Below are 24,426 nucleotides of genomic sequence, written 5' to 3' on the forward strand. Positions count from 1 at the left end.
CTTCAGGCTCGGGCGAACTCGCCGAGGGTGCGTCAGCCGCCCGCACGAAGCCGTCTCGCGAAGCCGCTGAGGTGTCAAATCTCGGACAAGAACTCTGCACTTAGCTTGGCAAGCTAAGTCGCTGGAGCTGGTCCACCCAACGGGATTTTGGAATAGCGAAGCCTGGGTGCCCCTGGCCGGCTTGTCCAGCAGTGGCGCCCGGCGGGGGTGAGCCGGGCGACGCTCCTCCCAGGAAGGTCACTCCGTGTATACTTGCAGGAGCTCCGATCGTCTGCGTAGATCCACGAACCGCGAATCGGTTTGGGCAATCACTGACTCGCCCATGTGATGTCCATCGATCTCTGACAACGCTGCGATCTTGAATCGCTAGTGCCAACAATTGCGAGGGTTTGTGCTGCATACCCTCTTCATCCTATAGCTCGATATGCCTTCGCTAACGAACTACAACGGCTCGCGCCTGCTGCTCTGCGTTCCGCTCCTTTACGCCTTGCCGCTCATCCTCGTCGCGCCCGCCATCGCCAGTGACCTCCGGACGATCGCCGTCACCAATCAGCCCGCATCGGGGGGACCGGCGGGATCACGGTATTCGCGGTTTTCAACCTTTTTCCGGGCGCTCGACACGACGATCAACGCCGCGGGGCAGACCGCCTTTCAAGGCGAGATGTCTACCTTTTATGGGGGCGTCACCAATGACGACAACGCTGCGATCTGGTCGGATGCGAGCGGCGCACTCGACATCCTCGTTCGCGAAGGGAACCAGGCCCCCGCGGCAGCCAGTGGCGCCGTGTTTGGGAGTTTTGGCGGAACGGTCGTCATCAACGATCAAGGCCGCGTCGCGTTTAGCGGAGGGCTGCGGATAGGTTCGGGAGGCGTGACAGTCGACAACCAGTCAGGTATTTGGACGGCGGGCCCGGGAGGACTCCGCCAGGTGATGCGCGAAGGGGACCAGGCTCCGAGTTCGCCGCCGGGCGTGGTGTTCTCCGGCTTATCGAGCGCGATCGACAACTTGATCTTCAACGACGCCGGGCACACGGCGTTCTATGCCTCGGTGCGCGACGCCGGCGGGTCGGTCGATGCGACCAACAACAGCGGCTTTTGGCTCGATGGCCCGAGTGGGTTGCAACTCTTGGCGCGAGAAGGGACGCAGGCCCCGGGGCTAGTGGCCGGCGCCGTGTTTGAGAGCCTCTCCACCAACGGGGTGACCGGGACGCTCAACAACAATGGGCAGGTCGCTTTTCGCGCGTTCCTCCGTCAAGGGGAAGGGGGCGTCAATAGTTATAACGATGCGGCTCTGTGGACGACGCTCGACGGGCCCGTGTCGCTCTTGCTGCGCGAAGGGGACCAGGCGCCCGGCTTGCCGAACGGCGCCTTCTTCGATTCCTTTGGCGAACCGCCACGGCTTAACGACTCAGGACACATCTTGTTTCGAGGTTTCATGCGTCCCGGGTTCGGCGGCGTGACCTACGACAGCGACGAAGGGCTTTATTCCAATCGCGGGGGGCAACTCTCACTGATTTACCAAACTGGCGACTTCGCTCCCGGGGCTCCGGGGGCCAACTTTGGCGCCTTTGATGACTACGTGTTGAACAACCAGAGCAATCTCGCCATCCGCGGTCGTCTGCAGGAGGGCGTAGGGGGCGTCACCGCGGATGACGATTCAGCGTTGTGGGTCGAGAAGGGCCAGGACCTCCAACTCGTCGCTCGGGAAGGTTCGCCAGCCCCGGGTGTGTCGGGAGCGATCTTTGACAGCATTAGTGGCCTCCCATTACTCAACCACCGCGACCAAGTGGCGTTTAGCGGTTCCTTGCGTGTTGGCTTCGGTGGCGTCACCGAGAACGACAACGACGGCATCTGGGCGACCGACTCGAATGGCGTGTTGCAGCTCATCGCCCGCGAAGGAGACTCGGTCGAAGTCGCCCCGGGCGATTTTCGCACCTTCACTGAATTCCGCTTCTTCAGTAACACGGGCAACGCCGACGGCGTCCGCAGCCCCTTTAGCGATAACGGCGAGTTGGTGTTCTGGGCGAATCTCGACAGTTTCGATGGCGTCTTCGTGTCGAGCCGCGTCGCGGCAGCCGGTCTGGCCGGCGACTACAACAACGACGGCGTGGTCAACGCCGCCGACTACACCGTGTGGCGAGACAACGTGGGTGCCCCGGCCGGCACGCTGGCGAACGACGCCGCCGGCGGCGTCGTCGGGCCCGCACAGTACGACGTGTGGCGAGACAACTACGGCATGATGGTCCCCGCTTCAGCCGTCGTCCCAGAGCCCGCCACTATGGCGATATTGATGGCCGGCATCGTGACGGGAGTCCGCCGCCGCTGATCCCCATCAGAGGCCGCTGTCCGGCTTCTTTGGAACGTGCGGTCCGTTGCCTCACCCGAGGTGCCGAACGACAAAGCCGAATCTGCTGAGGTCATCTTCGCCTACCACAGATCGGTCCAATCCGACAGTAGTGGATTCGAAGCTGCAGACTGGCCGAGAACGAGCGCCGGATCGAGTTCCTTCGACGGCCTTGGCGTCCAACACAGTGTAGGTCCGACACGCCGAGGGGAGTTGTCGATGCGGCCAAGTCTGCGGACAAGTGAAACGCTAGAGGCACGAAGCGAGTGTCGCAACCAAGGGCCAGCACCGCTCCTTGGTGGATGGTCGCGACAGTGGCGACAGTAGCGCCAAAGTCCCCTCGGGTCGATGAAGCCCAGACAGCATTGGCGTCTCCGCGAGCGGGTCCACGAGCAGACGGGTCATTCGCTCAAGCCACCCGCCGCGGCGGTGCGCGACAGCCGGACCTTAAGGACGACCGAGCGAGGCGGGTAAGACTCCAATCCTCCCGTTACGGGACCAACTGACAAGTAGGCTGGCGCAAAACGCACGTCGAACGATCTCAATCGTTCTCTATCGCCATCTCCCAAAATTCTTCGCCGTAAGCCTGCCGCACCACGTCCATCCGCATCACATCGGTCGTCCCGTCGGCGATCCGCAGCCCCATCAAGTCGCGGACGCGGTCGCCCAGATCGACCTCGTCGGAATATCCCATCCCGCCGTGGGCACGCATCGCGGCGTCGGCTGCGCGGAGCGCCGCTTCGACGCCCTCGGCTTTGAGCCCGGAGATCATTGCGCGCGCTCCGCGATAGTCGCCACGGTCGAGTTGGTCGGCCGCGTCGCAGGCGAGGGCGTACGCCATCCTCAGTTCCGTCGTCGATTGGCCGAGGGCTTGCTGTAGGTGCGTGAACCGTCCGATCGGCGCCCCAAATGCCTCTCGCGTCGCGATCCGCGCCGCCATCTTTTCCAACGCCTTTTCACCCGTACCGATCGCGGCGGCGACCTGCATCAATCGCCAGTACGGGAAGTGCTCGAAGAAGAGCTTCGAGCCGTCGCCCTGGTCGCCGATACGCATCGCTTCGGAAACAAACACCCCATCAAAAACGGCGCCGCCGTAGGAGTTGCCCGCCAGCCCGTGCGCCTCGAGCGTCTTGATAGCGACGCCTTGGGCGTCGCTCGGCAGCAAGAATGCCGTCAGCCAACCAGGCGGGTCTTCGGGGACCTGGGCGAAGACGAGCATATGGCTTGCCTGCGCCAGCCGGGCGTTGTACCGCTTCTCACCGGTGATGCGATAACCGCCGTCCACTTTCACCGCCTCGGTGGCGAGCGCTTTGAGGTCGCTGCCAGCGGAGGGCTCGGTAAGAAGGATCGCTACGTAGCCATCGCCCCGCGCAACCTGCCGCACTACCTCCAAGACAGCCGGGTCATCGGAGTTGAGAAGAGGACGCGAATGGGCGCCCCCGACGACGTCGCGGAAGTTGAGGTTATATCGGCCCGCGTGCCGGAAGATGTCGAGCACTTGCCTAGCCGACCAGCCGCTGCCGCCGCAAGCTGGCGGCAGATCGAGCCCTGGCAAGCCAAACGCCGCGGTCTCCTTCCGCCACCGCCTCGGGTTGAGGAAGTCGTCCGTACCCTTAAGCAGACGATCTGTTTTGTCGATCTGCGACTTGACGTGCTCAATTGCCGCGGCCGTGGGTCGGAGCGTAACGTTACCGCTCTGCTCGGCGTTGACGGTTACGCGGAAGAGGGTGTCGAGCTCGTAGATGTCCGTCGTCACCGGCACGCCGACCGGTCTCAGCAGGTAGACCCGGGTCGGCCCCCCCTTGGGGTCTTCTTGGTACTCCAGCACATAGCTTGAGTCTTTGTGAGGACGGAACGGGTCGAGTACGTCGATCTTGTTGCCAACGACGCGACGTAGCACGACGAAGTGGCGGCCCAACACCTTGCCCGCCTCCGTCCGCACCTCGTAAGTCAGTAGTGTCAACTCGCGCGGCTTGACGGCCAACTTGGGACCGGCGGCGTCCCATCTCTCGTAGCCCGCGCCGAGCGGTGAATGTGAACCAACCAGTACCGATACATCGACGCCACGATCTGGCAGCCACTCCTGGCAGCGCCCAATCAGCTCGGTGAGCCCCTCGTTGGTCACCCGCCCCTCGAGCAACTGCGGCTGGTCGCTGAGCAACTTGAGCAGGGCTTGGTGGGGATTGGCCAGAGGCTCTTCGCCCGCGATGGCCCGCAAGCACTGCAGCACATTGATCCCGGTCGCAACGGCGCAGCCGCCGCCGCCATCCGGGTTAACGAACAGCACCAGCCGATCGACCTCCCTTTGCACCACAAACACACCATCGCCGTCCGCTTGCTGCTGCTGCAGGCTTGCGATTGCCGCCGACGGGCAGAGGTCCGAAAGCAGTTGTGGCTTGGGAAGTTCCTTCGCAGCGAGCCGCGCGGGCTGGAGGACGAGAACGACGAGTACGCCGCCAACTAGACGCAGAGCGCGTGCCCGGCGTGAAGAGGTCATCGACGCCATCATAGGGTTCCGTTTTCGTCTGCTGGCTATGCGGCTCGTGGGCTTGCCATCGTGAAGTGAAGCAAGCCGGCGGAGAAAGACGCAATTGTATCACAACACAGGTTTGTCCCGCGCACGGCAGGATGGGAGCCAAGAAAAAGCAGGCAAGGTCGCGGCGTGTTGATCCTCAACAGCCCACAGCGAATGCAGGACAGAAGGCGTGCGTGAGGCGCCGAATCTCGTGGGTCCAGATGGCGCTGAATTGCATGACCAGCGATGGGCAATAACTGGTCGTGCGCGGGGCCCGCGAAACGCCTGGGGTAGCTGCGAATGTCCGCCTGAAAGCGCCCCAAGCACAACACATCCGCCAAAGCGTCGAATGGTCCTTCTGGCGAAATAAACTGTGTCTTCAACTGCCCCTCGTTCGCGGCGTGGACCCCGGCCGAACCCCGCCGGAGGACCCTAGTTTGACCGCTGAGCGGCAGTACACGTCCATCGGACGGCCCCCACCGTCGCGACCACCCCTCACACGCAAACGAGAGCACTTACTCGCGTGGTCACATGCGGCGGAATGCGCGCGCCGTGCTGAGCGCGGACCGCGGGGAACTAAGGGGCGAGAATCCCGTAAACAACGCGGGAATATCGCTTGCCACATCGGCACTCTGCCGATATAATAGAAGCACGCGGCGCCCATTGGGGCGCCGACCTACTTCGGATTCGGCCAGATGTCTAATTCCCGAGAATGGCTCGGCGCCTACAAGGCGCCCGCATCGGCACTACTCTGCGCTGTTCGTGCGGCGCTCGTCGCTCACGCAGCAGACGGCGCCCCGGTGACGCTTGAGGCTACCGAGCGTGGCGCCCGCATCGGCGCTCGCGACGTCGCCGAGGCGCCCGACGCGTTGGCGTTCGGCGCCGTTGTCCTGCCCTATGCAGCGGCGCAGGCGCTGGCGCTGTGGCTGGCCGGCCGCGGCGCCGACCTGGTCAGCGTCGCGCGCCTGGCCGGCGCCGTTCAACTCAGCGCCCACGGCGCCGACGCTTGGCTTGTGGTCGCTTGCGACGCCGCGGCCGCGGCCGAGCCCCCCCGCGGCCGCTTGCAGGCGCTGCAGGCCGAGGCGCGGCGCCTTGGCGTCCGCTGGTCGGACGTCCGCGCGCTGGCGGCCGAGCTTGCCGAGCGCGACGGCGCCGCAGAACTGGACGCACTGCGGCGCCGCGTCGCCGAGCTTTTCGGGCGCCAGCGCAGCGCCTGGCGCCGTAACGTCCGCCTAATGGCGCAGCGCCTCGACCGCTCCGACCTAGACTCGGCCGCGCTGGCTGGCTGGGACTGTGCGGCCGCGACGCTCCGCGAGGAGTTCCCGCAGTATGCGGGCCTCGATTCGGCCGCGCTCTTCGATCTGGCCACGTCCGACAACGCCCCCCCGAGCGCCTGCGACTATCTGGCGGAGGCGCTGGGCTGGATTGAGGCGCACGCCGCGCTTGCCGCGGCGGCCGACGATTTGGACGCCGTTCCGTTCTAACCCCACCACGAGCACCACGAGCACCCACCATGGCCAACGACAACCAGCCCCGCCACGCACCCCAGCGCGGCGCCTACGAGCCCCACGCCCACCACGACATGGCCGAGCATGACGCGGCGGCCGCGTTCGTGCTCACGAACCACGAGCCAAAGCGCAAGCAGGCTGCGTTCTGCTCGGCGCCCGCCACGCAACGCAAGCTACTGGATGGGCTCGATTGCCTGCCCGGCCAACATGATCTGTTTTGATACGCGGCGCCCACTAGGGCGCCGACCTACAACCCCAAGAGGTAAGCAATGGCTAAGTCGACACTCTACATGATCGGCGAGCCGCACTGCTGGGTCGGCTCCGTTCACCACCAAACCCGCAAGCTTCTGCGCTGGACGGGAGAGCGCAGGAGCGCGGCTCGCTTTACGCGCGAACAGGGCGCCGCGGTGCTCGAGGTGATTCGCGCCGATCTTCGCGCCCACTCGCCCGAGGCGGCCGCCTGCGCGAAGCGATTGCGTATGTACCCCACGACCGGCGGCCACCCCGCGGAGGTCTGACAACTTCCGCGGAAATTCGCTTGCCGTATCGGCACAGTGCCGATAAAATCAAGCGACGCGGCGCCCATTGGGGCGCCGACCTTCACGGCCTGATGGCCATAACCCCAAGAGGTTTCCCATGGCTACCGCGCACCGTTCGCCGGGCACCGCTTCCACCGCAACTTATCAAACGGAGAGTCCGGCTGAGGCGCTAGCCCGCATCCGTTCTGGCGCCAGCCGCAACGACCTGGCCGCAGTGTTCGCGTTCGCCGACTGTGGCATCGATCCGTTCGACGTCCGGCCACGGCAAAACGTCCTAACGTTCCGGGCGTGGCAAGCGCTTGGGCGCCGCGTCGCCAAGGGCGCCACCAGCGTCCGCGTCGAGGTCTGGATTCCGACCCGCGGCAAGTCGACTGATGACGATTCGAGTCGCGGCAGCGACGCTTCGATCGGCGGCGCGGCGGCCCGCGACGGCCTGCGCCTTAAAACGGCTTTCCTGTTCCACGAGTCGCAGACGGTCCCAGCCGACGCACCCGCCGGCGCTCGCCCCTCCGCGTGGAACAACCCGCGACTGGTGAAGCCCGGCACACACGACGCTGCCTGACGCGTTCCTGGTCGCCGCTTGCGACGCGGCTTCCCCACACCCCCGGCCGTTGCGTTATCGCGGGATGTCGCATCCCCGCCGGCCGCTTCGCTGCTTTCCGGCGCCCACAGGGGCGCCGACCTTCATCCCGAGGCCGCCATGCCATGAGCACGAATGCCCCTGCCGCCCTGTTCGACGTCACCCCCACGCAGACGACGCCGCCCACTGTTTACGAGCGATTTGCTGTTCTGGCCGGGCCGATCGTCAAGCACTACCGCAAAGACCTTACGAAGCACGACCGCGAGACAGGGACGCACCTTTGGCTGACTCCCTACCGCCGACGACCTGCCCGCCCCGGGCGAGCGCGTGCCGTATCTGTTCGGCGACGTAGACCGCCGCGGATGGCTGGAAAACTTCGTCATCGACGTCGAGGCCGCGGCGGGCGATTCCTGCCGCCTGTGCCTGTGGTTCGACGGGCACCGCTTCCGCATCGTCGAGCCGGCCCGCACCGTGCAGATCGCCACCGAGTCCGCCAAACGGCTCCGCCCCTAGCAACTGTGCGGGCGATGCGTCTCCTCCTTCCATCGCTTCACTTCGCGCAGATCGACCAGCGGCAGCCCGTCGCCCAGCGTATAGGACGCGACGTAACCCAGCCCAACGGCCGAATGGAGCGTCTGCCGGCTTACCTGGACGGCCGCCGCCGCCGGGGTAATCCGGTAAAGGTGCTTGAGAGGGGGGACGGCGGCGGGTTTGCTCTTGGCCATTACTCGCAGAGTACCGTCAGCAAGACTTTCAGACAATCGCCGATACGACGCAACCCGTCCACACACGCTCATCTCGCAACGCTTGCTTAACTTCGGCACTGTGCCGAATGATCCGCCACACGGCGCCCACTGGGGCGCCGGCCTTCACTCCGGCCGTAACTCTGGCCGACAACCCCACGAGGTTTCCCCGTGTACCTGATCGACGAAGACCGCGCCCGCCACGCCGCCGCGCTCGCCGATAGCGGCCCCATCGACGGCGCCAGCGCCACCTACTGCCCCGAAGACGACAAGCTCCGCCTCTACGTCGGCTACGTGAGCCGGCCCGTGTACGACGCCCTACGGGCCCACGGCTGGACCGCCACGCCCAAGCAAGACTGCGACTTCGCCGCGGTCTGGACCGTCTACCGCGAAGACATGGCGCTCGCTCTCTTGCCCGAGGGGCTCGACATCGAAGACGAAGACACGCCCCCCGAGGAGCGGGCCGCCGACCGCGCCGAGCGCTTCGGCGGCTACCGCGACAAGCGGCTCGGCGAGGCGATCGGCCACGCCGACGCCTTCGACGAGGGGCCGCAGGCGATCGGCTGTCAGTCCGCGGCGCGGGCCGAGCGGATCGCCCGCCGGCACGACCGCACCCGCGGCCGCGCCGTCACCCAGTGGAGCAAAGCCGAGTACTGGACCCGCCGCACGGCAGGCGTCATCGGCCACGCGCTCTACAAGTCATCGGCGCACGTCCGCCGCGGCCGGATCGCCAAGCTAGAGAGCGACCTGCGGAAGATCGAGGCGGGCATCGAGGAGGCGCAGACGCGAATCGACGCCTGGCGGAAGGTCGCCGGCTGGGCTCTGGTCGAGGGCACGGCCGAGCAGGCCCACCGCTGGGCCGTCAAGCTGGCCAACATCGGCTACGGCTCGCGCGACTACACCCACCCCCGCACGGGCGAGACGGGCCCGCTGTGGCGGCTCTTGGATAGCGAGCTGACGCCCGACCCGCTGACCGCCGCCGAGGCGGCCGCGCTGTGGCTGGAGAACCGGGCCGATCCCGCGGCGGGCGGCTACGGGCGCCACCGCGACCACCTCCGCAACCGCATCGCCTACGAACGGCAGATGCTCGCCGCTCAAGGCGGCAGCGCCAAGGAGGTCGAGATCGAGCCGGGCGGCTACATCCACGCCGGCCGCTCTTGGTATCAGGGCCGGGCGATCCACCACGACGCCGACGGGCGGATTCGCGTTGAGAAGGTCAACAAGGGGCGCGACGGCCTCGTGTCGTCGGTGGGCGTGCTCTGCGTCGATCGCTGGGGCAACGGCGACGCTAAGCAGTTCGTGTCGGTGATGAAGGTCGAGCGGCTGGGGGAAGACGCCTACCGGCCGCCGACCGACGAGGAGCGCGCCCGCTTCGCCGCGGAGAAGAAGCGCAAGCCCAAGGCGCCGCCGCTCATCAACCCCACCGACGAAGACGCCCAGCGCCTGCAAGACTTGGCGAACGCGGCGGCGGCCCTGGCCAAATACCCCGGCAAGCCCGCCGAGGTCAAGCGGATGACGCAGGCCGAATACTCCCGTTTTAGCGGTGAGGATCGCCCTTACAACGTGTGGTCCGTCACCACCGCGGCGCCGCTGAGCTGGCGCAACTGGACGAAGAACGGGGCGCAGGTGCTGGCCCGCGTCCGCGCCGCTCAGGGCGCCATCTGCACGAGCAACGCCCCGGCCGTGATCGTGCTCACCGACAAGCCGCAGAAGCCGCTACCGGCCGCCGTGTTCGAGCGGGCCGCCCAACCCCCAACTGTCAAGCAATCCTTGACCGCTCAGGAGGTCGCCTAGCATGACGCCGCAAAATCCCACCAACCCAGCCCACCGGCGCCTCCTCGCCCTGCGGGCCGAGAACGAGGCCGCCCGCGAAGACATGGCCGCCCAGGCCCCCCGGTTCCGCCATCTGGCGGAGCCGGGGGCGGCGCCCCGCGTGATCGTCTCGGACAACCTGTTCCAGACGCCGCCGGTGATCGCCGAGCTGATGGTCAAGCTACTGGCCCCGCGGGCCGGCTGGCGGGTGCTAGAGCCCTCCGTGGGGCTCGGCCGGCTGGTGACGGCGCTGCACGGCTACAACGTCGAGGTGACCGCCGTCGATGTTTCGCAAGAGTGCTGCGATGAGGTTTTGCACCTGCGCTGGATTCCCGGCCGGCTGACGGTCTGCCGCGAAGACTTCTTGACCGTCCCCGTCACCCGCTGGCCCGCGTTCGACGCGGTGCTGATGAATCCCCCCTTCCGCCGCGGCGCCGACATCAAGCACACCAGGCACGCCCTGGCGATGCTCAAGCCCGGGGGGCGGCTGGTGGGCCTCTGCTACGGCGGGACGCGGCAGGAGGCCGCTCTGCGGCCCCTGGCGGCCACCTGGCGGCGTCTCCCCGCGGCGAGCTTCGCCAGCGAGGGCACGCGGGCCGATGTTGTGCTTTTTTCGATCGGCTGAGCCTCTTGGGAACGCTTGCGACGCGGCTTCCCGGTGACCGGCTCGGGCGATCACGGCCGAACCGCGGCCCTGCCCCGCCGGCAAATCGGATCGAATCGACTCGCCACCACATTTCCTCTTCTCGTGCCCCCTGCCCACTTTCATGAACTTTTCCGACCCCAACCTCTGGGCGCTGCTCGCCTGGCTCTTCTGGTGCTACTGCTTCCTGGACTTCAAGGCGCACCGCTACGACCGCATCCCCGACGATCGGCTACGCGTTGCCCTGGCCGAGCACGAGGCGGCGTTGCGGAAGGAGGCGGCCGGCAAGGGCGACCCGGGCCGCGTCAATCGGGCCAAGCGGGACGTCGTCCGCCGGCAGAAGGCGGCCAGCGCCAACCGCCGGGCGCACCAGCGGCTCCACCAAGAGGTCGCCGCCGCCAACTGGCCGGTCCTGGGCCGCGTGGCGTGCGCTTTGGTGGCGTCCTTTCTGTGGTGCCATATACTGGCGTCCGTCTTGGAGTGTGCCCGCCAGACTCTCCCCCGCCCCGTTGCCCCATGCGTATCGACCCGTCCTCCCGTTTCGGACCCCTCTACGCAAAGTACGGCAAGGGATCGGAAAAGCCCCGCGCTCTGCTCCAGCGAGCGATTCGCGCAGAGGCGCCGGGGGGCGCCGATTTGATGGCGGCCCTCGTACTGATCAACGACATCAACACTTGGTACGACCCGGCCGCACGACGTCAAGCGCTCGATCTAGCAGAGACGGCGGCCGCCGAGGCCGATAGAGCGGCGGTCTCGTGGGCCGAACTGGCCAAGGCGGCCCACTCACGGATCGCTAGCGGCAGCGACACCAAGGACGACTGGGCCCAAACCTTCGACCTGCTCACCGCATGCCGTGACGCGGCGGGAGACTGGGTTCTCGCGCGGTTGGCGGAGGAATGAGAGGCTGAGACTTGAGACCAATGGTGTTTGAGAGATGGGCGGAATGGCCCACCTTTTTGCGCCAGCGTAGGCGAGAGTATCGAGCAGCGATCGGATCCTGTTACCCGCGACGACACCGCAGACGTCTTGGACGTTGACCTCCATTCTCGGCGCCTCGCTCCCTTCGCCACCAGCCGCAGCCGTTATTGACCAGTTCGACTGCGGACTCGCGATGACGGCCAGCCTTACGGAGGTTGGCGACGCCTTGAGGGAAGAGGCACACCTCCATCGAGACCATGCAGGGCACTGCGAATCGGATGTGGTAGTGGCGCAAGTCGATACGACGGTGGCCGCGGGAGAGGCGACTGGCGTCACGGCATGGGCGGTCACCCTAGATGCCCACTCACTGCACATGACCCACGGCTCACTACGGGTGACCTCGACCGTGCGTCTCAACTTATCGCCGAGGAGGGCGGTCAGGGGGTAAGAGAAACCCTCGGGAGCAACCCGCAAAGATGAACGGTACTACCGTTTTGCTGCTGACTAAATCTACCCGCGTACCGCTAATCAGTGCGTCCACTCAATTCACGGCGCCTATTCTTGCGACAGCACGCCTGCTTGCTAGAATACCCTGAAATCAAGCGGGAAACGTTGATACTCATTGATTTGGCAGCGGTTTTCACACGGCAGAGGTCACAGATTCGAGTTCTGTATCGCCCACTGCTTTTAACTCCTCTCGGCGTGGCGCCTTACGGCCCAACCCTCTGATGGCCAGAGCTGCTGTCGGCGAGCCAAGCACCGTTACACCGTAACGGTTGGACTTAGCCCCAGCCCTCCAATGCCCGTCAAAGTCCCGAAGTTCTGCCACTTCAAGCCCTGCAATCTGGCCTGCGTCTGGATCATCCCAGAGCGGCGCATCTACCTCGGGCAGTGGCGCTCGGCCGAAGCCCAAGAGCGTTACGTCGAAGTCATGCTTCGTCTCCTGCTTGGCATAGAGGTTACCGAAGCACCGACGCTTGGCGGCGCCAACTCTTTACCGGCGCCAATGGTCACCGTCCGCCAGTTGGCCGACCGGCTTATTGCCGACGCCCGTGACTACTACGTCCGCGACGGTGTAGCCGTGTAGAGGTACGGATAGCATGAAGAACCGTTGACGAGGGCGGCTCCGTCCTCGAAGGCGGCAACCCAGGTAGAAGACGAAGGAGCCCTGGGGGCCCATAGATGAACGACATCTGGGCAAGAATGCTTACCCGCAACGAGTTTTGCGACCGCCCGGGCATAATGTAGCGACGTACGGCCCGAGCGATCACGGTAAGCAGCCCTGGGGGAACCCGTGCGGGGGCGGGAAAGCATGGGCGTAAGCGGCGGTGAAGGGCCGACTGCGAGAACAGCTCATGTCCCCTAGTGATCGTCGGTCTGGCGCGAGGCTCGCAGCTCTCTCAGCGGCCAACACTCGCAGATTGCCGACCGTGATCGAGAACACGAACGCTGGCGTAGCGTCGACGATAGCCAGCGGCGTGCAGGGCGACTTCCAATTCAGCACAAGCGGTCGGCGCGCGGATCCTGATTGACTTGACGAGTTCATGGACCATGGCCATCGGCAAGTTGCTCCCCGGCGTTCGCGCCATCGTCTCATAGCGATCCGTGGGTAGGTGATGGCGGTCACCCAGGCGCTCCAGCCGTCTTTGGCGTGCTGACTATGTGCAACAGCGGCATCGGTGACGTTCGGCAGCCAATCTACCTGAACACCCAATAGCAGCAGCCACGTTCGGCCTCGACGTTCGCAAAGTAGCCAACGCGCGCCCAGTCGAGACCCAGAGCGTCACTGTTCACGACGCCGAAGGCTCGGCCTGTGGCGGCTTCTCCTCGCGCGCTGGCGGCGGCCATCCCAAGGTCGTTGGTCTCCCGCTCAGCGAAAGCCACTCGACTGCTTCATAGTTATCACCCCCGGCGGTGAAAACCTTCAGACATCCCGACCTCGCACAGCGATTGGCGCCGTCATTCAAGGGGGGGGAAGCGGCTCTGTTAGACGAAGTCGAGTTCCGCCACTCGAAAATGGCCAAGATTTTTCAAATTAGTGCGAAAGGCCTACTGCGACGCCAATCATATCCCTGGGATGAGATGGCTATCGTTCGCTTACCGGGCATGAACAAGGGAATAGAACTTCCTTTTTTGTTGACGCCGTCCATTTGAAACTGCGTACAATAAGCGACTAATTCACCGGAGCTTGCCAACGCCTTTCTACAGTCACCCGACTTCAACGAGCCCCCTATCGAACCGACGCGGTAGGGACATGCCTGTGGCGCCAGCCTTCCTCGCTTAGACCTCGGGGTTTGAGACGCAAGCCTATGATTAAGACGTCTGATGATTACTCGTTGACGGATTCGGCGCCCCAGTCGCTTAGTGACGACGACGTACAGGCAGTCGATCATCTTCGGGCCGCTTATTCCCGTCTGTGCGACGAACTGGGACGCGTGATTGTCGGTCAGCAGCAGGTCATCGAATTGCTGTCGATCTGCCTCTTCGCACGTGGCCACTCACTTCTCATGGGCGTTCCCGGGCTGGCGAAGACGCTCCTGGTGAGCAAGCTGGCGGAGACGATGTCGCTCCGCTTCAGCCGCATCCAGTTCACGCCTGACCTGATGCCGATGGACATTACCGGCACCGACATCCTGCAGGACGTCGGCGACGGACGTCGGGCGTTCGAGTTCGTCCACGGGCCGGTGTTTGCAAACGTCGTGCTGGCGGACGAGATCAACCGCGCCCCGCCGAAAACGCAGGCGGCGATGCTCGAAGCGATGCAGGAGAGTCGGGTCACCGCCGTTGGCCATACGTTCCCGCTCGACCCGCCGTTCTTGGTCCTCGCGACGCAAAACCCGGTCGAGCAAGAGGGGACCTACCCGCTCCCCGAGGCGCAACTCGACCGCTTTATGTTCCTGATTGAACTGGACTACCCGACGACCGAGCAGGAAGAGATCGAGATCGCACGCAGCACGACGGGCGACCCGCTGCCAACGCTCGACCCGTTGATGGACGCCGACGAGATCATCCGGCATCAAAACCTCGTTCGCCGGATTCCCACGCCGGACCACATCTACGCCTACGCGGCGCGGCTGGTCCGCAAAACACGGCCGAACCACGCCGACGCCCCCGACTGGCTGCGGCCGTTGGTGGCATGGGGCGCGGGACCGCGGGCGGTGCAGAACCTGATCCTCGGCGCCAAAGCGCGGGCCGCGCTACATGGGAGTTATATGGTGCGGCTGGAGGACCTTGAAGCCGTCACGGATCCCGTCCTCACCCATCGCATCATCACCACGTTCGCCGCCCAGGCAGAGGGGATCGACGCGAAGGGGGTCGTACGACGGCTCGTTGAAGAGGCCGACAGCGATCGTTAAAGTCTCAACGCGGAGGGCTCCTGTGTTTCATGGCTGTCGATGATTCATCGCGATCGTTCCTGGAACCTGAGGTGCTTGCTCGCCTTGCGAGCGTGCCGCTGTTCGCGCGTCGCCCAATGCATGGAAACGTCTCGGGCAAGCACCGCAGCCCCCACCGGGGATCCAGCGTTGAGTTTGCCGAGTACCGGAAGTACGTCCCCGGCGATGACCTGCGTCGATTGCACTGGCGGGCGCTGGCGAGGACGGGCCGGCAGTACGTCAAGGAGTTCGAGGCCGACACGAATCTGCGGTGCTGTTTCGTCGTGGACACCAGTGGTTCGATGCGTTTCGGCTCGGGCTACGAGGGGGGCCTCTCGAAGATCGACTACGCACGCCGCTTAGCCGGCGCACTCGGTTACCTGGCGGTGCAGCAGGGCGACGCCGTCGGGCTGACGTGCGTTTCGGACACGGTCGTCACCAGCATCCCTGCACGCCGGAACCCCGCTCACCTCCGGCACGTCTTCGACACGCTTGAGAAGGCGAAGCCGGCCGGGGGGACCCGACTTGTGCCGGTCCTGCACGAACTGGCCGAAACGATTCGGCAGCGCGCGCTCGTGGTGATCGTCTCGGACTTTTTCGTACAGCCAGACGAGCTGCGAGAGTGCTTCGAGCACTTCCGATTCCGGAACCACGACCTGGCGGCATTCCACCTGCTAGACCAGCAGGAGTTGGAGTTTGATTTCAAACGCCCGATGCGGTTCGTCGATCTGGAAGGGGGAACGAGCATCCTCGCCGAGCCGACCGAGATCGCTAGCCTGTACCACAAAGCGCTCCAGTCTTACCTGACGGCGATCAAACAAGCCGTCCTGGAGACGGGCGTCGACTACCACGCTGTGCAGGTCGACGAGCCTTACGACAAGGCGCTGATGCGGTTCCTCGTGGGACGCACTCAGAGGGTCGGAGTCCGATGAGTTTCCTCCAGCCATGGCTGCTCTGGGCGTTGCCGATCGCCGGGCTGCCGATCCTCATTCACCTGATCAACCAGCGACGCTACCGGACCGTCGAGTGGGGCGCCATGCAGTTCTTGCTGGCGGCTAACCAGATGTCTCGCGGCTTTGCTCGGGTCCGCCAGTGGCTGATCCTGGCGATGCGTGTGCTGGCGATCGCGGGGCTGCTCTTCGCGATCAGCCGCCCTCTGGCCAGCGGTTGGCTTGGTCTGGCGGCTGGCAGCAAGACCGACACTACCGTGGTCTTGCTGGATTGTTCGCCCAGCATGCAGAGGCAGGAGGCCGGAGTCTCGAAGCTTGACACGGCCCGTCGGCACCTGGCCGACGTCCTTTCGACGCTAAGCTCCAACCGCTGGGTGCTGATCGACAGCGCCTCGGAAACGCCTCTCGAACTAGAAGCGTCAACCGACTTGCTCGAGTCGCCCCACGCGACCGGCGTCAGCGCCTCGGCCGACCTGCCCGCGATGATGCAGTCGCTATACGACTACATCAAGGCCAACAACCCGGGCCACACCGAGGTGTGGATCGCTTCGGACCTCCGTGAGAGCGACTGGCAGAGTGACAGCGGCCGTTGGACGTCGCTGCGTGAGGCGCTGCTGGAGTTCCCTCAAGAGGTCCGGTTTCATCTGCTTAACTACGGCGATAACGCCGCCAACCCCAACTCCCCTCCCAACTTGTCGGTCCGCGTGACCGAAGCCCGACGGGTCGAGGTTGGGAGCGACGCGGAGTTGCTCGTGTCGGTCCTGGTGACGCGTGACGCTGAAGGCCCCGACGACCTCCAGAAAATCAGTCTGCCGATTCAATTCGAGGTCGACGGCGCGCGGACGCAGATGCGTGTCGAGCTGTCGGGGGTCCGTTTTGAGCTCAAAGACCAACGCATCCCACTGGCGGGAGGCGCAGTTCGTGGTTGGGGCCGCGTGAGCCTGCCGGCCGACATCAACCCGGCGGACGACAACGCCTATTTCGTATTCGACAAGCCAGCGCCGCGACGGACCGTGGTGATCGCCGACAACGCCGACACGGTCCGCCCTCTGAGCCTAGCGGCGTCGATCGCGCCCGACGCGGCGGCGTGCCCGTCGGATGCCTTCGCGCCCGACGCGCTGCAGACACTGGCTTGGGAAGAGCTGGCTCTGGTGCTGTGGACATCCGACATCCCCACCGGCAAAACCGCCGACGCCTTGAGGGCTTACGTTGACCGTGGCGGGCAGGTCATGTTCTTCCCCTCCAAGGAACCGACCAGTCGGCAGTTCTTAGGGGTTGGTTGGGAAGCTTGGCAACCGCTAGCGCGACCGGCTACTCCAGACAATTGGCGCGGCGACCAGGACCTGCTGGCGAACACCGCTAGCGGCGCTTCGCTGCCGGTGGGCCGATGGGAAGTGAGTCGAAGTTGCTCGTTGGCGGGTGAGTTCAACACATTGGCGAGCCTGCCGGAGGGCAAGCCGCTGCTCGCCCGTGTCCCAACCAACGCCGGTGGGGTTTACTTCCTTGCGACGACCGTATCCCCTAGCGACTCGACTCTCGCCGCCGACGGGGTGGTGCTCTACGTCGCCATGCAACGGGCGATCGAAGCCGGGCTCGCCGTTCTGGGTGACGCCCGCAGCCAGTCGGCCGGCACGCCGCTGCCAGCAACGGGCGAGCCTTGGCTTCGCCGTGCCGGGGACCCTTCTCCCCATGACGAAGAGGCCTTGTCCACCTCGTATGCCTACCGCCAGGGCGTGTACAGCAGCGGCGAGAAGCTATTAGCGATCAACCGGCCGGTCGCGGAGGACCAAACCTTGCAGGCGCCGAGCGAACAGGTACAGCAGCTGTTCACTGGCCTCGACTTCGATCAGGTCGATACAAGCCCTGGCGCTGACTCGACCCTGGTGCAAGAGGTCTGGCGGATCTTCTTGGGCGCCATGATGCTCGCCATGGCATTAGAAGCCGGCATCAGCCTGCCGCGGGTTCCGCAGCAGGTCCAGGCGTTCGCCCCGAGAGTCGGCAGCCCGCGGGGCGCGCCGCCTCGGGCGTTAGAGGAGGTCGCATGAACTCCACCAACACCCTGATCTTCCAGACCGGGCCATTCATTATCGCCCTGTCGGTGCTGTCGGTGATTGCCACGCTGACGTTCAGCCTCATCACGTGCCGGCGCAGCGGGTGGCGCCGTTCCATGGTGCTGCTCGAACTCTTGCGACTCGGCGTCGTGGCGTTGGCGGCGTTGCTCTTCAATCAGCCAGAGTGGATTGAGGAGTTCCGGCCGAAAGACAAGCCGGTCGTGGTGGTGCTGTGGGACGACTCCGTCAGCATGCAGACCCGCGACGTGATCTCGGCCGACCTGCCCAACGGCCCCGTGAAACGCAGCGACGGGGTCTTGCCGCTAACCGAGCCTGAGTATTGGGATTCGCTCGCCGAACGGTACGAGGTGGTGTTGACCCCCTTCTCCTCGGCCGAAGGCGAATCCGCAAGCGACCTGCACTCCCCTCTAGCAGACGCCCTCTCCCAGCACAGCCAACTGAGGGCCGTGGTGCTGGCCTCGGACGGGGACTGGAACGCGGGCAAGCCGCCCGTCGACGCCGCGACACGTTTGCGTCTGCGCGACATCCCGGTCTTCGCAATCCCGGTCGGAAGTCCGACTCGTTTGCCCGACGTCGAGTTGGTGAGCGTTGACGCCCCCACCTTCGGAGTGGCCGGCAAGCCGCTGCAGGTCCCAATAACGATCGACAGCTCGCTGCCGAGAGACTTCGCGGCGACGGCGCAGCTCAAGACCTCCTCGGGAGAGACCATCGAAAAGCAGGTCCGCGTCGAGGCGATGAGCCGTTCGACCAACTCCTTCATCTGGATACCAGCGCAGACTGGCGACTACACCCTGACGGTCAGCATCCCGACGCACGCCGAGGAACTGATCCTTACGAACAACGAGCGATCGGTTCCGATCGCCGTCCGCGAAGAAAAACTGCGAGTGCTGGTTGTCGAGTCTTACCCTCGCTGGGAGTACCGCTACCTGCGAAACGCGCTCTCCCGCGACCCCGGTGTGCAGGTGTCATGCCTGCTGTTCCAACCGGGGCTGTCAAAACCCGGCGGCGGCAACGCGGACTACATCAAAGACTTCCCCGAAGGACTCGACCAGCTCTCTACCTACGACGTGGTCTTCCTCGGCGACGTGGGCTGCTCAGCCGAACAACTGACGGCCGAGCAGTGCCGGCTGTTGAAGGGGCTCGTCGAGCATCAGGCGTCCGGATTGGTGCTGATGCCCGGCTGGCAGGGACGGCAGATCAGCCTTCTCGACACGGAGCTGGCGATCCTCTACCCGGTGCAGCTCGATCCGAGTCAGCCCGAGGGCTGGGGGTCGCGAACGCCCAGTCACTTCGAGCTGACCGAGGCCGGCCGACGAAGCCTGCTCACGAAGCTGGCCGACACCCGCGACGAAAACGTTGAGGTCTGGGTAAACCTACCCGGCTTCCAGTGGTACGCCCCGGTGCTCAAAGCTCGCGCCGGCAGCGAGGTGCTTTGCGTCCACGAGTCGGCCTCGAATCAATACGGCCGACTGCCGATGCTGGCCACCCGGACTTTCGGAGCGGGGAAGGTCCTGTTCATGGGGACCGACGGCGCCTGGCGTTGGCGGAAGGGTGTCGAGGACAAGTACCACTACCGGTTCTGGGGGCAGGTGGTGCGTTGGATGGCATACCAGCGCAACATGGCTCGTGGCGAGTCGATGCGTCTGTACTACGCGCCCGACCAGCCCCAGCTCAACCAGACGCTGACGATCAACGCCAACGTGATGGACAACTCGGGGGAACCCCTAGCGGAGGGGGAGGTCGTCGCCCGCATCACTGCGCCTTCTGGGAAGGCCCAGACCGTACGCTTCCAATCGGCCGGCCAAGAGTGGGGCGCCTTCTCGGGGCGTTTCACCAGCAACGAACCCGGCAAGCATGCGGTGACCCTCTCGGTGAAGCAGACCGGGGCTCTGCTGGAGACCTCCTTCTACGTCCAGGGCGAGCTATCGGAAAAAACCGGGCAGCCCGCCCGGGTTGAGGTTCTCGACGAAATCGCCCGCGTAAGTCGCGGCAATACGATTACGATCGACCGTGCCGACGAAGCGATCCGCCAGCTGTCGTCGCTGGCCGAACCGCCGCCGACCCTGCGCCGGCTCCAGCTTTGGAGCAGCCCGCTGGTCGCCACGGGCATGGTCACGATGCTTGGCGTCTTTTGGGTTCTGAGAAAGGCGGTCGGATTGTTGTGAGGCGCTCGGGCGCCCTCTCACATAGCAGGCGAATACAACCTCCGAAGGCTACGCGGATGCGATCGGCCAAGAAAAGAGTACCCGTTCATTCTCGAAGGACGCCATAATGACCACGGACGATAGCAAGCTGCATGTGCCGGAGTCGCTAAGGGTACAGCTGCGCGGCTACCGACGTCGGGTTTGGGCGATCAAGGTCACCGAGGCTGTCGCGATCTGTCTGTTCAGCATCGGTATCGCCTACGCGACGGTGTTCGTACTCGACCGGTTGTTCGACACCCCAAGGCCCGTGCGGACCCTCGCGCTCGTCGCCGCCATGTTGGGGTGCGCCGTCTTCCCATGGTTCCTGCACCGCTGGGTGTGGCGCCGCCGGACGCCTTCGCAACTGGCCCGACTGGTCGCTCAGCGCATGCCGCGGCTCGGCGATCAGTTGCTGGGCGTCATCGAGCTCGCGGAGAACCAATCGGAACAGACACGCTCCCGCAGGCTCGTACAGGCGGCGATCGAGCAGGCGGCGAACGACGCCGCGCGGAGCGATCTTGCCCCGGCGGCGCCCGCTTCACGTCGACCGTTGTGGGGGGGGCTCGCGGCGTCGTTCCTTGGTCTAGCGGTGGGGCTCGGCATCGTTTTTCCCGCCGCGGCGCAAAACGCGTGGTCCAGGTTTCTGCGCCCTTGGGGTTCGACCGAGCGATACACCTTCACGGCTGTTGAGCCGATCCCCAAGAAGTTGGTTGTCGCTCACGGCGAGCCTTTCGACTTCGACGTCCGACTCGCTGCGATGTCCGAGTGGCGCCCGGACGACGCCGAAGCCCGAATCGGCCGCCAGCGGCCCGTCCAGGCAACACTGGAAGGCGACCAGTATAAGTTCGCCCTCCCCGCCCAGATCGGCGAGGACCGCCTGCAGATAAAGGTAGGTGACGCAACGCGCCAGGTGCAGGTCTTGCCGACGGTTCGGTCCGAACTCGTGAGTCTCTCTGCGCGGGTGCGCCTGCCAGAGTATTTAGGCCGCGTCGAGACCGTTGAGAAAGAGGTCCGCGGGGGAGCCGTCGCGGTCGTAAAGGGGAGCCGCGCCGTGATCGAGGCGACCGCTAGCCGACCTCTTAAATCGGCGACAGTCGATGGCGCCGACGCGACACCGCGGGGTGAATCGTTCCAGATCCCCGAGACGCTCGTCGACGACTCAACGCAGAAAGAACTCGCTTGGCAAGACACGCTGGGGCTGTCGGGCGCCGACCCTCTGAAGCTTTCGATTCTCGCCATGGACGACGAGCCACCCACGCTGGTCGTAGAAAACCTCCCTTCGCAAAAGGTGGTCCTCGACTCGGAGGTGATCCAGTTCTCTGTGCGGGCGCGCGACGACTACGGCGTCCAGCGAATCGGGTTCGAGTGGCGTAGCCTGCCGTTCGCGTACGGCCCCCCTGTCAACGACGAGCAGATGTTGGCGGCCGGTGACCCGTACTCCGAGACGCTAGACGCCAAGGGCGTGTTCTCCGCTAACTCCCTGGGCGTCTCAGCGCAGCCGCTTGAGGTGCGTGTCTTCGTTGAGGATTACTTCCCCGAAAGGGGCCGCGTCTACTCAGCGCCGCATGTGCTCTATGTGCTGACACCCGACCAGCACGCAATCTGGATCACCGAAGAGCTCAGCAAGTGGCATCGTCAGGCGCTCGAAGTCCGTGACCGGGAGATGCAGCTGTACGAGGAGAACCACACAATCCGCGAGCTTTCCAACGAGCAACTCGACCTGGCGGAAACTCGGCAGCGTATCGAGAAACAAGCCGCCGCCGAACGGTCGAACGGGCGTCAGCTCCGCCGACTGACCGCGGCGGGAGGCGATCTGCTGCGTGAGGCCGCGCGAAACTCGGAAATCGGCGTGGGGCACATCGACCGCTGGGCCAGTATGCTCAAGGTGCTCGATGAGATTTCCGCCAACCGCATGCCCTCGGTAGCCGACCTCCTTACAGAGTTCTCCGACGCCCCCAATGTCGCCCAAAGCCAACAGCCCTCGGCGCCGCAGGCGGGCCAGAACCGCGACCCGCGGCCCGGCAAGCCGGCGGCCATGGACCCTAGCGGCAAGCCCAAACCGGCTGTGCCAACAATCGCCGACGGCGAATCGAGCCAGCGCCGCCCCGACGAGGGCGGCGACGATGGCGAGCAGCCCAAGAAGAAGCCTTCCGCGGGCAAGCTGACGCTGCCGGTGACGACCGTCGTCGGCGCCGCGAAGAAGGGTGGAGGCGACAACCCCGCAGGCCAGATATTGGAGCAGGCCGTCACCGAGCAACGCGACCTGCTGGAAGAGTTCGGCAAGATCGCCGACGAGTTGAACGAGGTCCTCGCCAACCTTGAGGGGAGCACCCTGATCAAGCGGCTGAAGGCGGCGTCGCGTGTGCAGTACCAGATCGCCGAGGGCCTGGGGACTCACCTCCCCGACTCGTTTGGTAAATCCGAGAATAGCCTCTCCAAGGAGACGCAGGAGTCGCTCGGGGGGACCGCCAAGCAGCAGGGCGAGAACGGGGTCGCCGTCTCGTACATCATGGACGACCTCCACTCGTACTACGAACGGCGCCGGATGGTCCGTTTCAAACAGGTGCTCGACGAGATGCGCGAAATGCAGGTCCTGCAAGGCCTTCGGCGCGTCGGCGTAGACATCACCGATAAGCAGGGCCTGGCGATCGCGCAGAGCGAGTTCTGGTCCGACTCGTTCGACCGCTGGGCCGACGACCTGTTCGACCCTGCCTGTTCGGGCTCATGCCCCGGCGGCGCGTCGCCCGAGAGCTTGCCGCCGTCAATCGTGTTGGAGGCGATGCGGATTCTCGAGGCGGAGGTCGGGCTCCGCGAAGAGACCCGGGTCGCCGAGCAATCCGAATCGGCTGTCGAATACGAGCAGCACGTCGAGGAAGCCAATCGGCTGAGCAAGTCACAGAACACGCTGGACGAGCGCGTCGCCGAGTTGAGCGACCGTATCCTCGAACTCGAAGACGCCGAGAAGCACTTCGGCAAAGAGCTGAGTCTGCTCGCGGCCGTCTCTCAAGTCATGGGCGAGGCGACTGGCATCCTCGCCGAGCCGGAAACGGGCGACCGAGCGATCGCCGCCGAGACCGAGGCGATCGAGCTTCTACTGCAGTCAAAGAAGCTCAACCCGAAGGGGGGCGGCGGGGGCGGATCGTCTCCCGGCGGCGGTGGCGGCGGCGACACCGAAACGCCCGCCATCGCGCTGGCTGGGAGGGGCGTCAACGAGAACGAGGTGCGAGAAGATCACCAGGTCACCCAGGTCACCGGCGAGACCGGCCGGGTGCTGCCCGAAGAGTTCCGCGTCGGCCTCGACGAGTACTTCAGCCGACTAGACGGCGCCGGAGGGAGTCGGTGATGTATGACCGTCGAATCGCCGCAGTGGGTCTCTTCGTCGCAATGGCGTCCGTTCCGACGTTTGTCGGAGCGACGGCTGCCGATGCGCAGTCCATCATTCGGGAAGTGCTCGGGATCGACGTCGACAGGCTGCTCGCCAAGAAGGCTGAGCCCGCAAACGAGGACCAGGAAGAGGACGAGAACCCGCAAATCAACGCCCTCATCCAGCAGTATCGCCCGGCCTACAAGGGCAAACTCGACGCCAGCCTCCACACGCTGCGGGAACTCTGCCATCCCAGCCGCGAGCAACAAGAGAAGCTTCTGGAAGCAGGCGACGCCGCCCTCGACGCGGCGTTACGAGTCCACGCCAAACGGATGCTGAAATTGAACCAACAGAATGGCAATATCGTCGTCAACGTCGGACGTTCACGCGGTAGCAACCCGTGGACCGCGGTGCAAATCGCCTTGAACGCGGCGGTGAGAGATCATCTTTCTCCCGAACAGTCGAAGCTCTATTTGGAGGACCTACGCGAACGTGAGAAGTTCCGTCGCCGGGCGACCGCTAGGACCTTGGTGAGCGCGCTGGACACCCAACTCAACCTCAACCAAGAGCAGCGTGAAGCGATCTTTGCGGCGTTGCTGGAGAATTGGCAGGACGAATGGGAGAACTCGGTGCGTGGGCTGATGTACGGCGCAACGTACCTTCCCAACCTGCCGAGCAAGGCCCTGACGCCCCATCTTAACGAGAAGCAAATGCAGCTCTGGAGTCAGAGCCCGCACGGCAACACGATTCACTTCGGCGACAACGAAGGTTTCCTGGGGCACGGCAAGTTGAACATCCCCCCCTTCGTGGTGCAGGACGATACCGAAAGCGGTGATGAGGCCGCCGAACCCGTGGCGGAGCAGCCGGGGGAGGAGTCCTAG

At 65.1% G+C, this 24,426-nt stretch carries 20 protein-coding genes; 17 read left to right on the forward strand and 3 right to left on the reverse strand.

Annotated elements, in window-relative coordinates; all coding sequences use genetic code 11:
• Nucleotides 1–424 precede the first annotated feature (424 nt).
• Complete coding sequence (locus Spa11_RS17600; RefSeq protein WP_145114635.1) at nt 425–2,326, forward strand: DUF7453 family protein; 1,902 nt, start codon at nt 425–427, stop codon at nt 2,324–2,326.
• 559 nt (nt 2,327–2,885) lie between these two features.
• Here Spa11_RS17600 and Spa11_RS17605 read toward each other — a convergent pair.
• Nucleotides 2,886–4,841, reverse strand: coding sequence for an acyl-CoA dehydrogenase family protein (locus Spa11_RS17605; protein ID WP_197529487.1), 1,956 nt, complete (start codon nt 4,839–4,841; stop codon nt 2,886–2,888).
• 713 nt (nt 4,842–5,554) lie between these two features.
• Here Spa11_RS17605 and Spa11_RS17610 point away from each other — a divergent pair.
• From Spa11_RS17610 to Spa11_RS17630, 5 genes are all read left to right on the forward strand, one after another.
• On the forward strand, nt 5,555–6,343 hold the full coding sequence (locus Spa11_RS17610; RefSeq protein WP_145114639.1) for a hypothetical protein: 789 nt from the start codon (nt 5,555–5,557) through the stop codon (nt 6,341–6,343).
• Nucleotides 6,344–6,372: 29 nt separating this feature from the next.
• Nucleotides 6,373–6,588 (forward strand): hypothetical protein, encoded by a 216-nt coding sequence (locus Spa11_RS17615; protein ID WP_145114641.1) that lies wholly within the window; start codon nt 6,373–6,375, stop codon nt 6,586–6,588.
• Nucleotides 6,589–6,636: 48 nt separating this feature from the next.
• The gene (locus Spa11_RS17620; RefSeq protein ID WP_145114643.1) at nt 6,637–6,885 is read left to right on the forward strand and encodes a hypothetical protein; all 249 of its coding nucleotides are present in this window, start codon (nt 6,637–6,639) and stop codon (nt 6,883–6,885) included.
• 118 nt (nt 6,886–7,003) lie between these two features.
• Complete coding sequence (locus Spa11_RS17625) at nt 7,004–7,468, forward strand: ArdC-like ssDNA-binding domain-containing protein (RefSeq protein ID WP_145114645.1); 465 nt, start codon at nt 7,004–7,006, stop codon at nt 7,466–7,468.
• A gap of 345 nt (nt 7,469–7,813) precedes the next feature.
• The gene (locus Spa11_RS17630; RefSeq protein ID WP_145114647.1) at nt 7,814–7,999 is read left to right on the forward strand and encodes a hypothetical protein; all 186 of its coding nucleotides are present in this window, start codon (nt 7,814–7,816) and stop codon (nt 7,997–7,999) included.
• On the opposite strand, the gene Spa11_RS17635 is transcribed toward Spa11_RS17630, so the two are convergent.
• Nucleotides 7,996–8,211: a hypothetical protein gene (locus Spa11_RS17635; protein ID WP_145114648.1), complete on the reverse strand. Its 216-nt coding sequence runs from the start codon at nt 8,209–8,211 to the stop codon at nt 7,996–7,998. The two genes, Spa11_RS17630 and Spa11_RS17635, sit on opposite strands and share 4 nt — an antisense overlap.
• A gap of 189 nt (nt 8,212–8,400) precedes the next feature.
• Between Spa11_RS17635 and Spa11_RS17640 the strand changes: the two genes are divergently transcribed.
• From Spa11_RS17640 to Spa11_RS17660, 5 genes are all read left to right on the forward strand, one after another.
• Nucleotides 8,401–10,023 carry a DUF3560 domain-containing protein gene (locus Spa11_RS17640; RefSeq protein ID WP_145114650.1) on the forward strand — a complete coding sequence of 541 codons (1,623 nt, stop codon included), beginning with the start codon at nt 8,401–8,403 and terminating at the stop codon, nt 10,021–10,023.
• 1 nt (nt 10,024) lies between these two features.
• Nucleotides 10,025–10,666 (forward strand): class I SAM-dependent methyltransferase, encoded by a 642-nt coding sequence (locus tag Spa11_RS17645; RefSeq protein WP_145114652.1) that lies wholly within the window; start codon nt 10,025–10,027, stop codon nt 10,664–10,666.
• 142 nt (nt 10,667–10,808) lie between these two features.
• Complete coding sequence (locus Spa11_RS17650; protein WP_145114655.1) at nt 10,809–11,324, forward strand: hypothetical protein; 516 nt, start codon at nt 10,809–10,811, stop codon at nt 11,322–11,324.
• Complete coding sequence (locus Spa11_RS17655; RefSeq protein WP_145114658.1) at nt 11,324–11,584, forward strand: hypothetical protein; 261 nt, start codon at nt 11,324–11,326, stop codon at nt 11,582–11,584. Before Spa11_RS17650 ends, Spa11_RS17655 begins: the two co-directional genes overlap by 1 nt.
• Before the next feature lie 817 nt (nt 11,585–12,401).
• A complete protein-coding gene (locus tag Spa11_RS17660) occupies nt 12,402–12,689 on the forward strand; it encodes a hypothetical protein (protein WP_145114660.1) in 288 nt (95 codons plus the stop codon).
• A gap of 611 nt (nt 12,690–13,300) precedes the next feature.
• Here Spa11_RS17660 and Spa11_RS23060 read toward each other — a convergent pair.
• Complete coding sequence (locus Spa11_RS23060; protein ID WP_145383254.1) at nt 13,301–13,486, reverse strand: hypothetical protein; 186 nt, start codon at nt 13,484–13,486, stop codon at nt 13,301–13,303.
• A 425-nt stretch (nt 13,487–13,911) separates the two neighbouring features.
• Here Spa11_RS23060 and Spa11_RS17665 point away from each other — a divergent pair, with 425 nt between their 5' ends.
• The 6 genes from Spa11_RS17665 to Spa11_RS17690 all read left to right on the forward strand — a co-directional run bounded on the left by Spa11_RS17665 (nt 13,912) and on the right by Spa11_RS17690 (nt 24,426).
• On the forward strand, nt 13,912–14,958 hold the full coding sequence (locus tag Spa11_RS17665; RefSeq protein ID WP_145114662.1) for an AAA family ATPase: 1,047 nt from the start codon (nt 13,912–13,914) through the stop codon (nt 14,956–14,958).
• 71 nt (nt 14,959–15,029) lie between these two features.
• Nucleotides 15,030–15,908, forward strand: a complete 879-nt coding sequence (locus Spa11_RS17670; RefSeq protein ID WP_231933020.1) for a DUF58 domain-containing protein — start codon at nt 15,030–15,032, stop codon at nt 15,906–15,908.
• Nucleotides 15,905–17,971: a BatA domain-containing protein gene (locus Spa11_RS17675; protein WP_145114666.1), complete on the forward strand. Its 2,067-nt coding sequence runs from the start codon at nt 15,905–15,907 to the stop codon at nt 17,969–17,971. Before Spa11_RS17670 ends, Spa11_RS17675 begins: the two co-directional genes overlap by 4 nt.
• Nucleotides 17,968–20,163 (forward strand): hypothetical protein, encoded by a 2,196-nt coding sequence (locus Spa11_RS17680; protein ID WP_145114668.1) that lies wholly within the window; start codon nt 17,968–17,970, stop codon nt 20,161–20,163. Before Spa11_RS17675 ends, Spa11_RS17680 begins: the two co-directional genes overlap by 4 nt.
• 106 nt (nt 20,164–20,269) lie before the next feature.
• Nucleotides 20,270–23,524, forward strand: coding sequence for a hypothetical protein (locus Spa11_RS17685; RefSeq protein WP_145114670.1), 3,255 nt, complete (start codon nt 20,270–20,272; stop codon nt 23,522–23,524).
• A complete protein-coding gene (locus Spa11_RS17690) occupies nt 23,524–24,426 on the forward strand; it encodes a hypothetical protein (RefSeq protein WP_145114672.1) in 903 nt (300 codons plus the stop codon). The genes Spa11_RS17685 and Spa11_RS17690 overlap by 1 nt, the downstream gene beginning before the upstream one ends.

This window comes from Botrimarina mediterranea (assembly GCF_007753265.1).
Classification (GTDB): domain Bacteria; phylum Planctomycetota; class Planctomycetia; order Pirellulales; family Lacipirellulaceae; genus Botrimarina; species Botrimarina mediterranea.

Excerpts from the sequence above, each read along its gene's own strand:
- Spa11_RS17600 (WP_145114635.1), top strand. The coding sequence starts at position 425 with ATGCCTTCGCTAACGAACTACAACGGCTCGCGCCTGCTGCTCTGCGTT.
- Spa11_RS17605 (WP_197529487.1), bottom strand. The coding sequence starts at position 4,841 with ATGACCTCTTCACGCCGGGCACGCGCTCTGCGTCTAGTTGGCGGCGTA.
- Spa11_RS17610 (WP_145114639.1), top strand. The coding sequence starts at position 5,555 with ATGTCTAATTCCCGAGAATGGCTCGGCGCCTACAAGGCGCCCGCATCG.
- Spa11_RS17615 (WP_145114641.1), top strand. The coding sequence starts at position 6,373 with ATGGCCAACGACAACCAGCCCCGCCACGCACCCCAGCGCGGCGCCTAC.
- Spa11_RS17620 (WP_145114643.1), top strand. The coding sequence starts at position 6,637 with ATGGCTAAGTCGACACTCTACATGATCGGCGAGCCGCACTGCTGGGTC.
- Spa11_RS17625 (WP_145114645.1), top strand. The coding sequence starts at position 7,004 with ATGGCTACCGCGCACCGTTCGCCGGGCACCGCTTCCACCGCAACTTAT.
- Spa11_RS17635 (WP_145114648.1), bottom strand. The coding sequence starts at position 8,211 with ATGGCCAAGAGCAAACCCGCCGCCGTCCCCCCTCTCAAGCACCTTTAC.
- Spa11_RS17645 (WP_145114652.1), top strand. The coding sequence starts at position 10,025 with ATGACGCCGCAAAATCCCACCAACCCAGCCCACCGGCGCCTCCTCGCC.
- Spa11_RS17650 (WP_145114655.1), top strand. The coding sequence starts at position 10,809 with ATGAACTTTTCCGACCCCAACCTCTGGGCGCTGCTCGCCTGGCTCTTC.
- Spa11_RS17655 (WP_145114658.1), top strand. The coding sequence starts at position 11,324 with ATGGCGGCCCTCGTACTGATCAACGACATCAACACTTGGTACGACCCG.
- Spa11_RS17660 (WP_145114660.1), top strand. The coding sequence starts at position 12,402 with ATGCCCGTCAAAGTCCCGAAGTTCTGCCACTTCAAGCCCTGCAATCTG.
- Spa11_RS17665 (WP_145114662.1), top strand. The coding sequence starts at position 13,912 with ATGATTAAGACGTCTGATGATTACTCGTTGACGGATTCGGCGCCCCAG.
- Spa11_RS17675 (WP_145114666.1), top strand. The coding sequence starts at position 15,905 with ATGAGTTTCCTCCAGCCATGGCTGCTCTGGGCGTTGCCGATCGCCGGG.
- Spa11_RS17680 (WP_145114668.1), top strand. The coding sequence starts at position 17,968 with ATGAACTCCACCAACACCCTGATCTTCCAGACCGGGCCATTCATTATC.
- Spa11_RS17685 (WP_145114670.1), top strand. The coding sequence starts at position 20,270 with ATGACCACGGACGATAGCAAGCTGCATGTGCCGGAGTCGCTAAGGGTA.
- Spa11_RS17690 (WP_145114672.1), top strand. The coding sequence starts at position 23,524 with ATGTATGACCGTCGAATCGCCGCAGTGGGTCTCTTCGTCGCAATGGCG.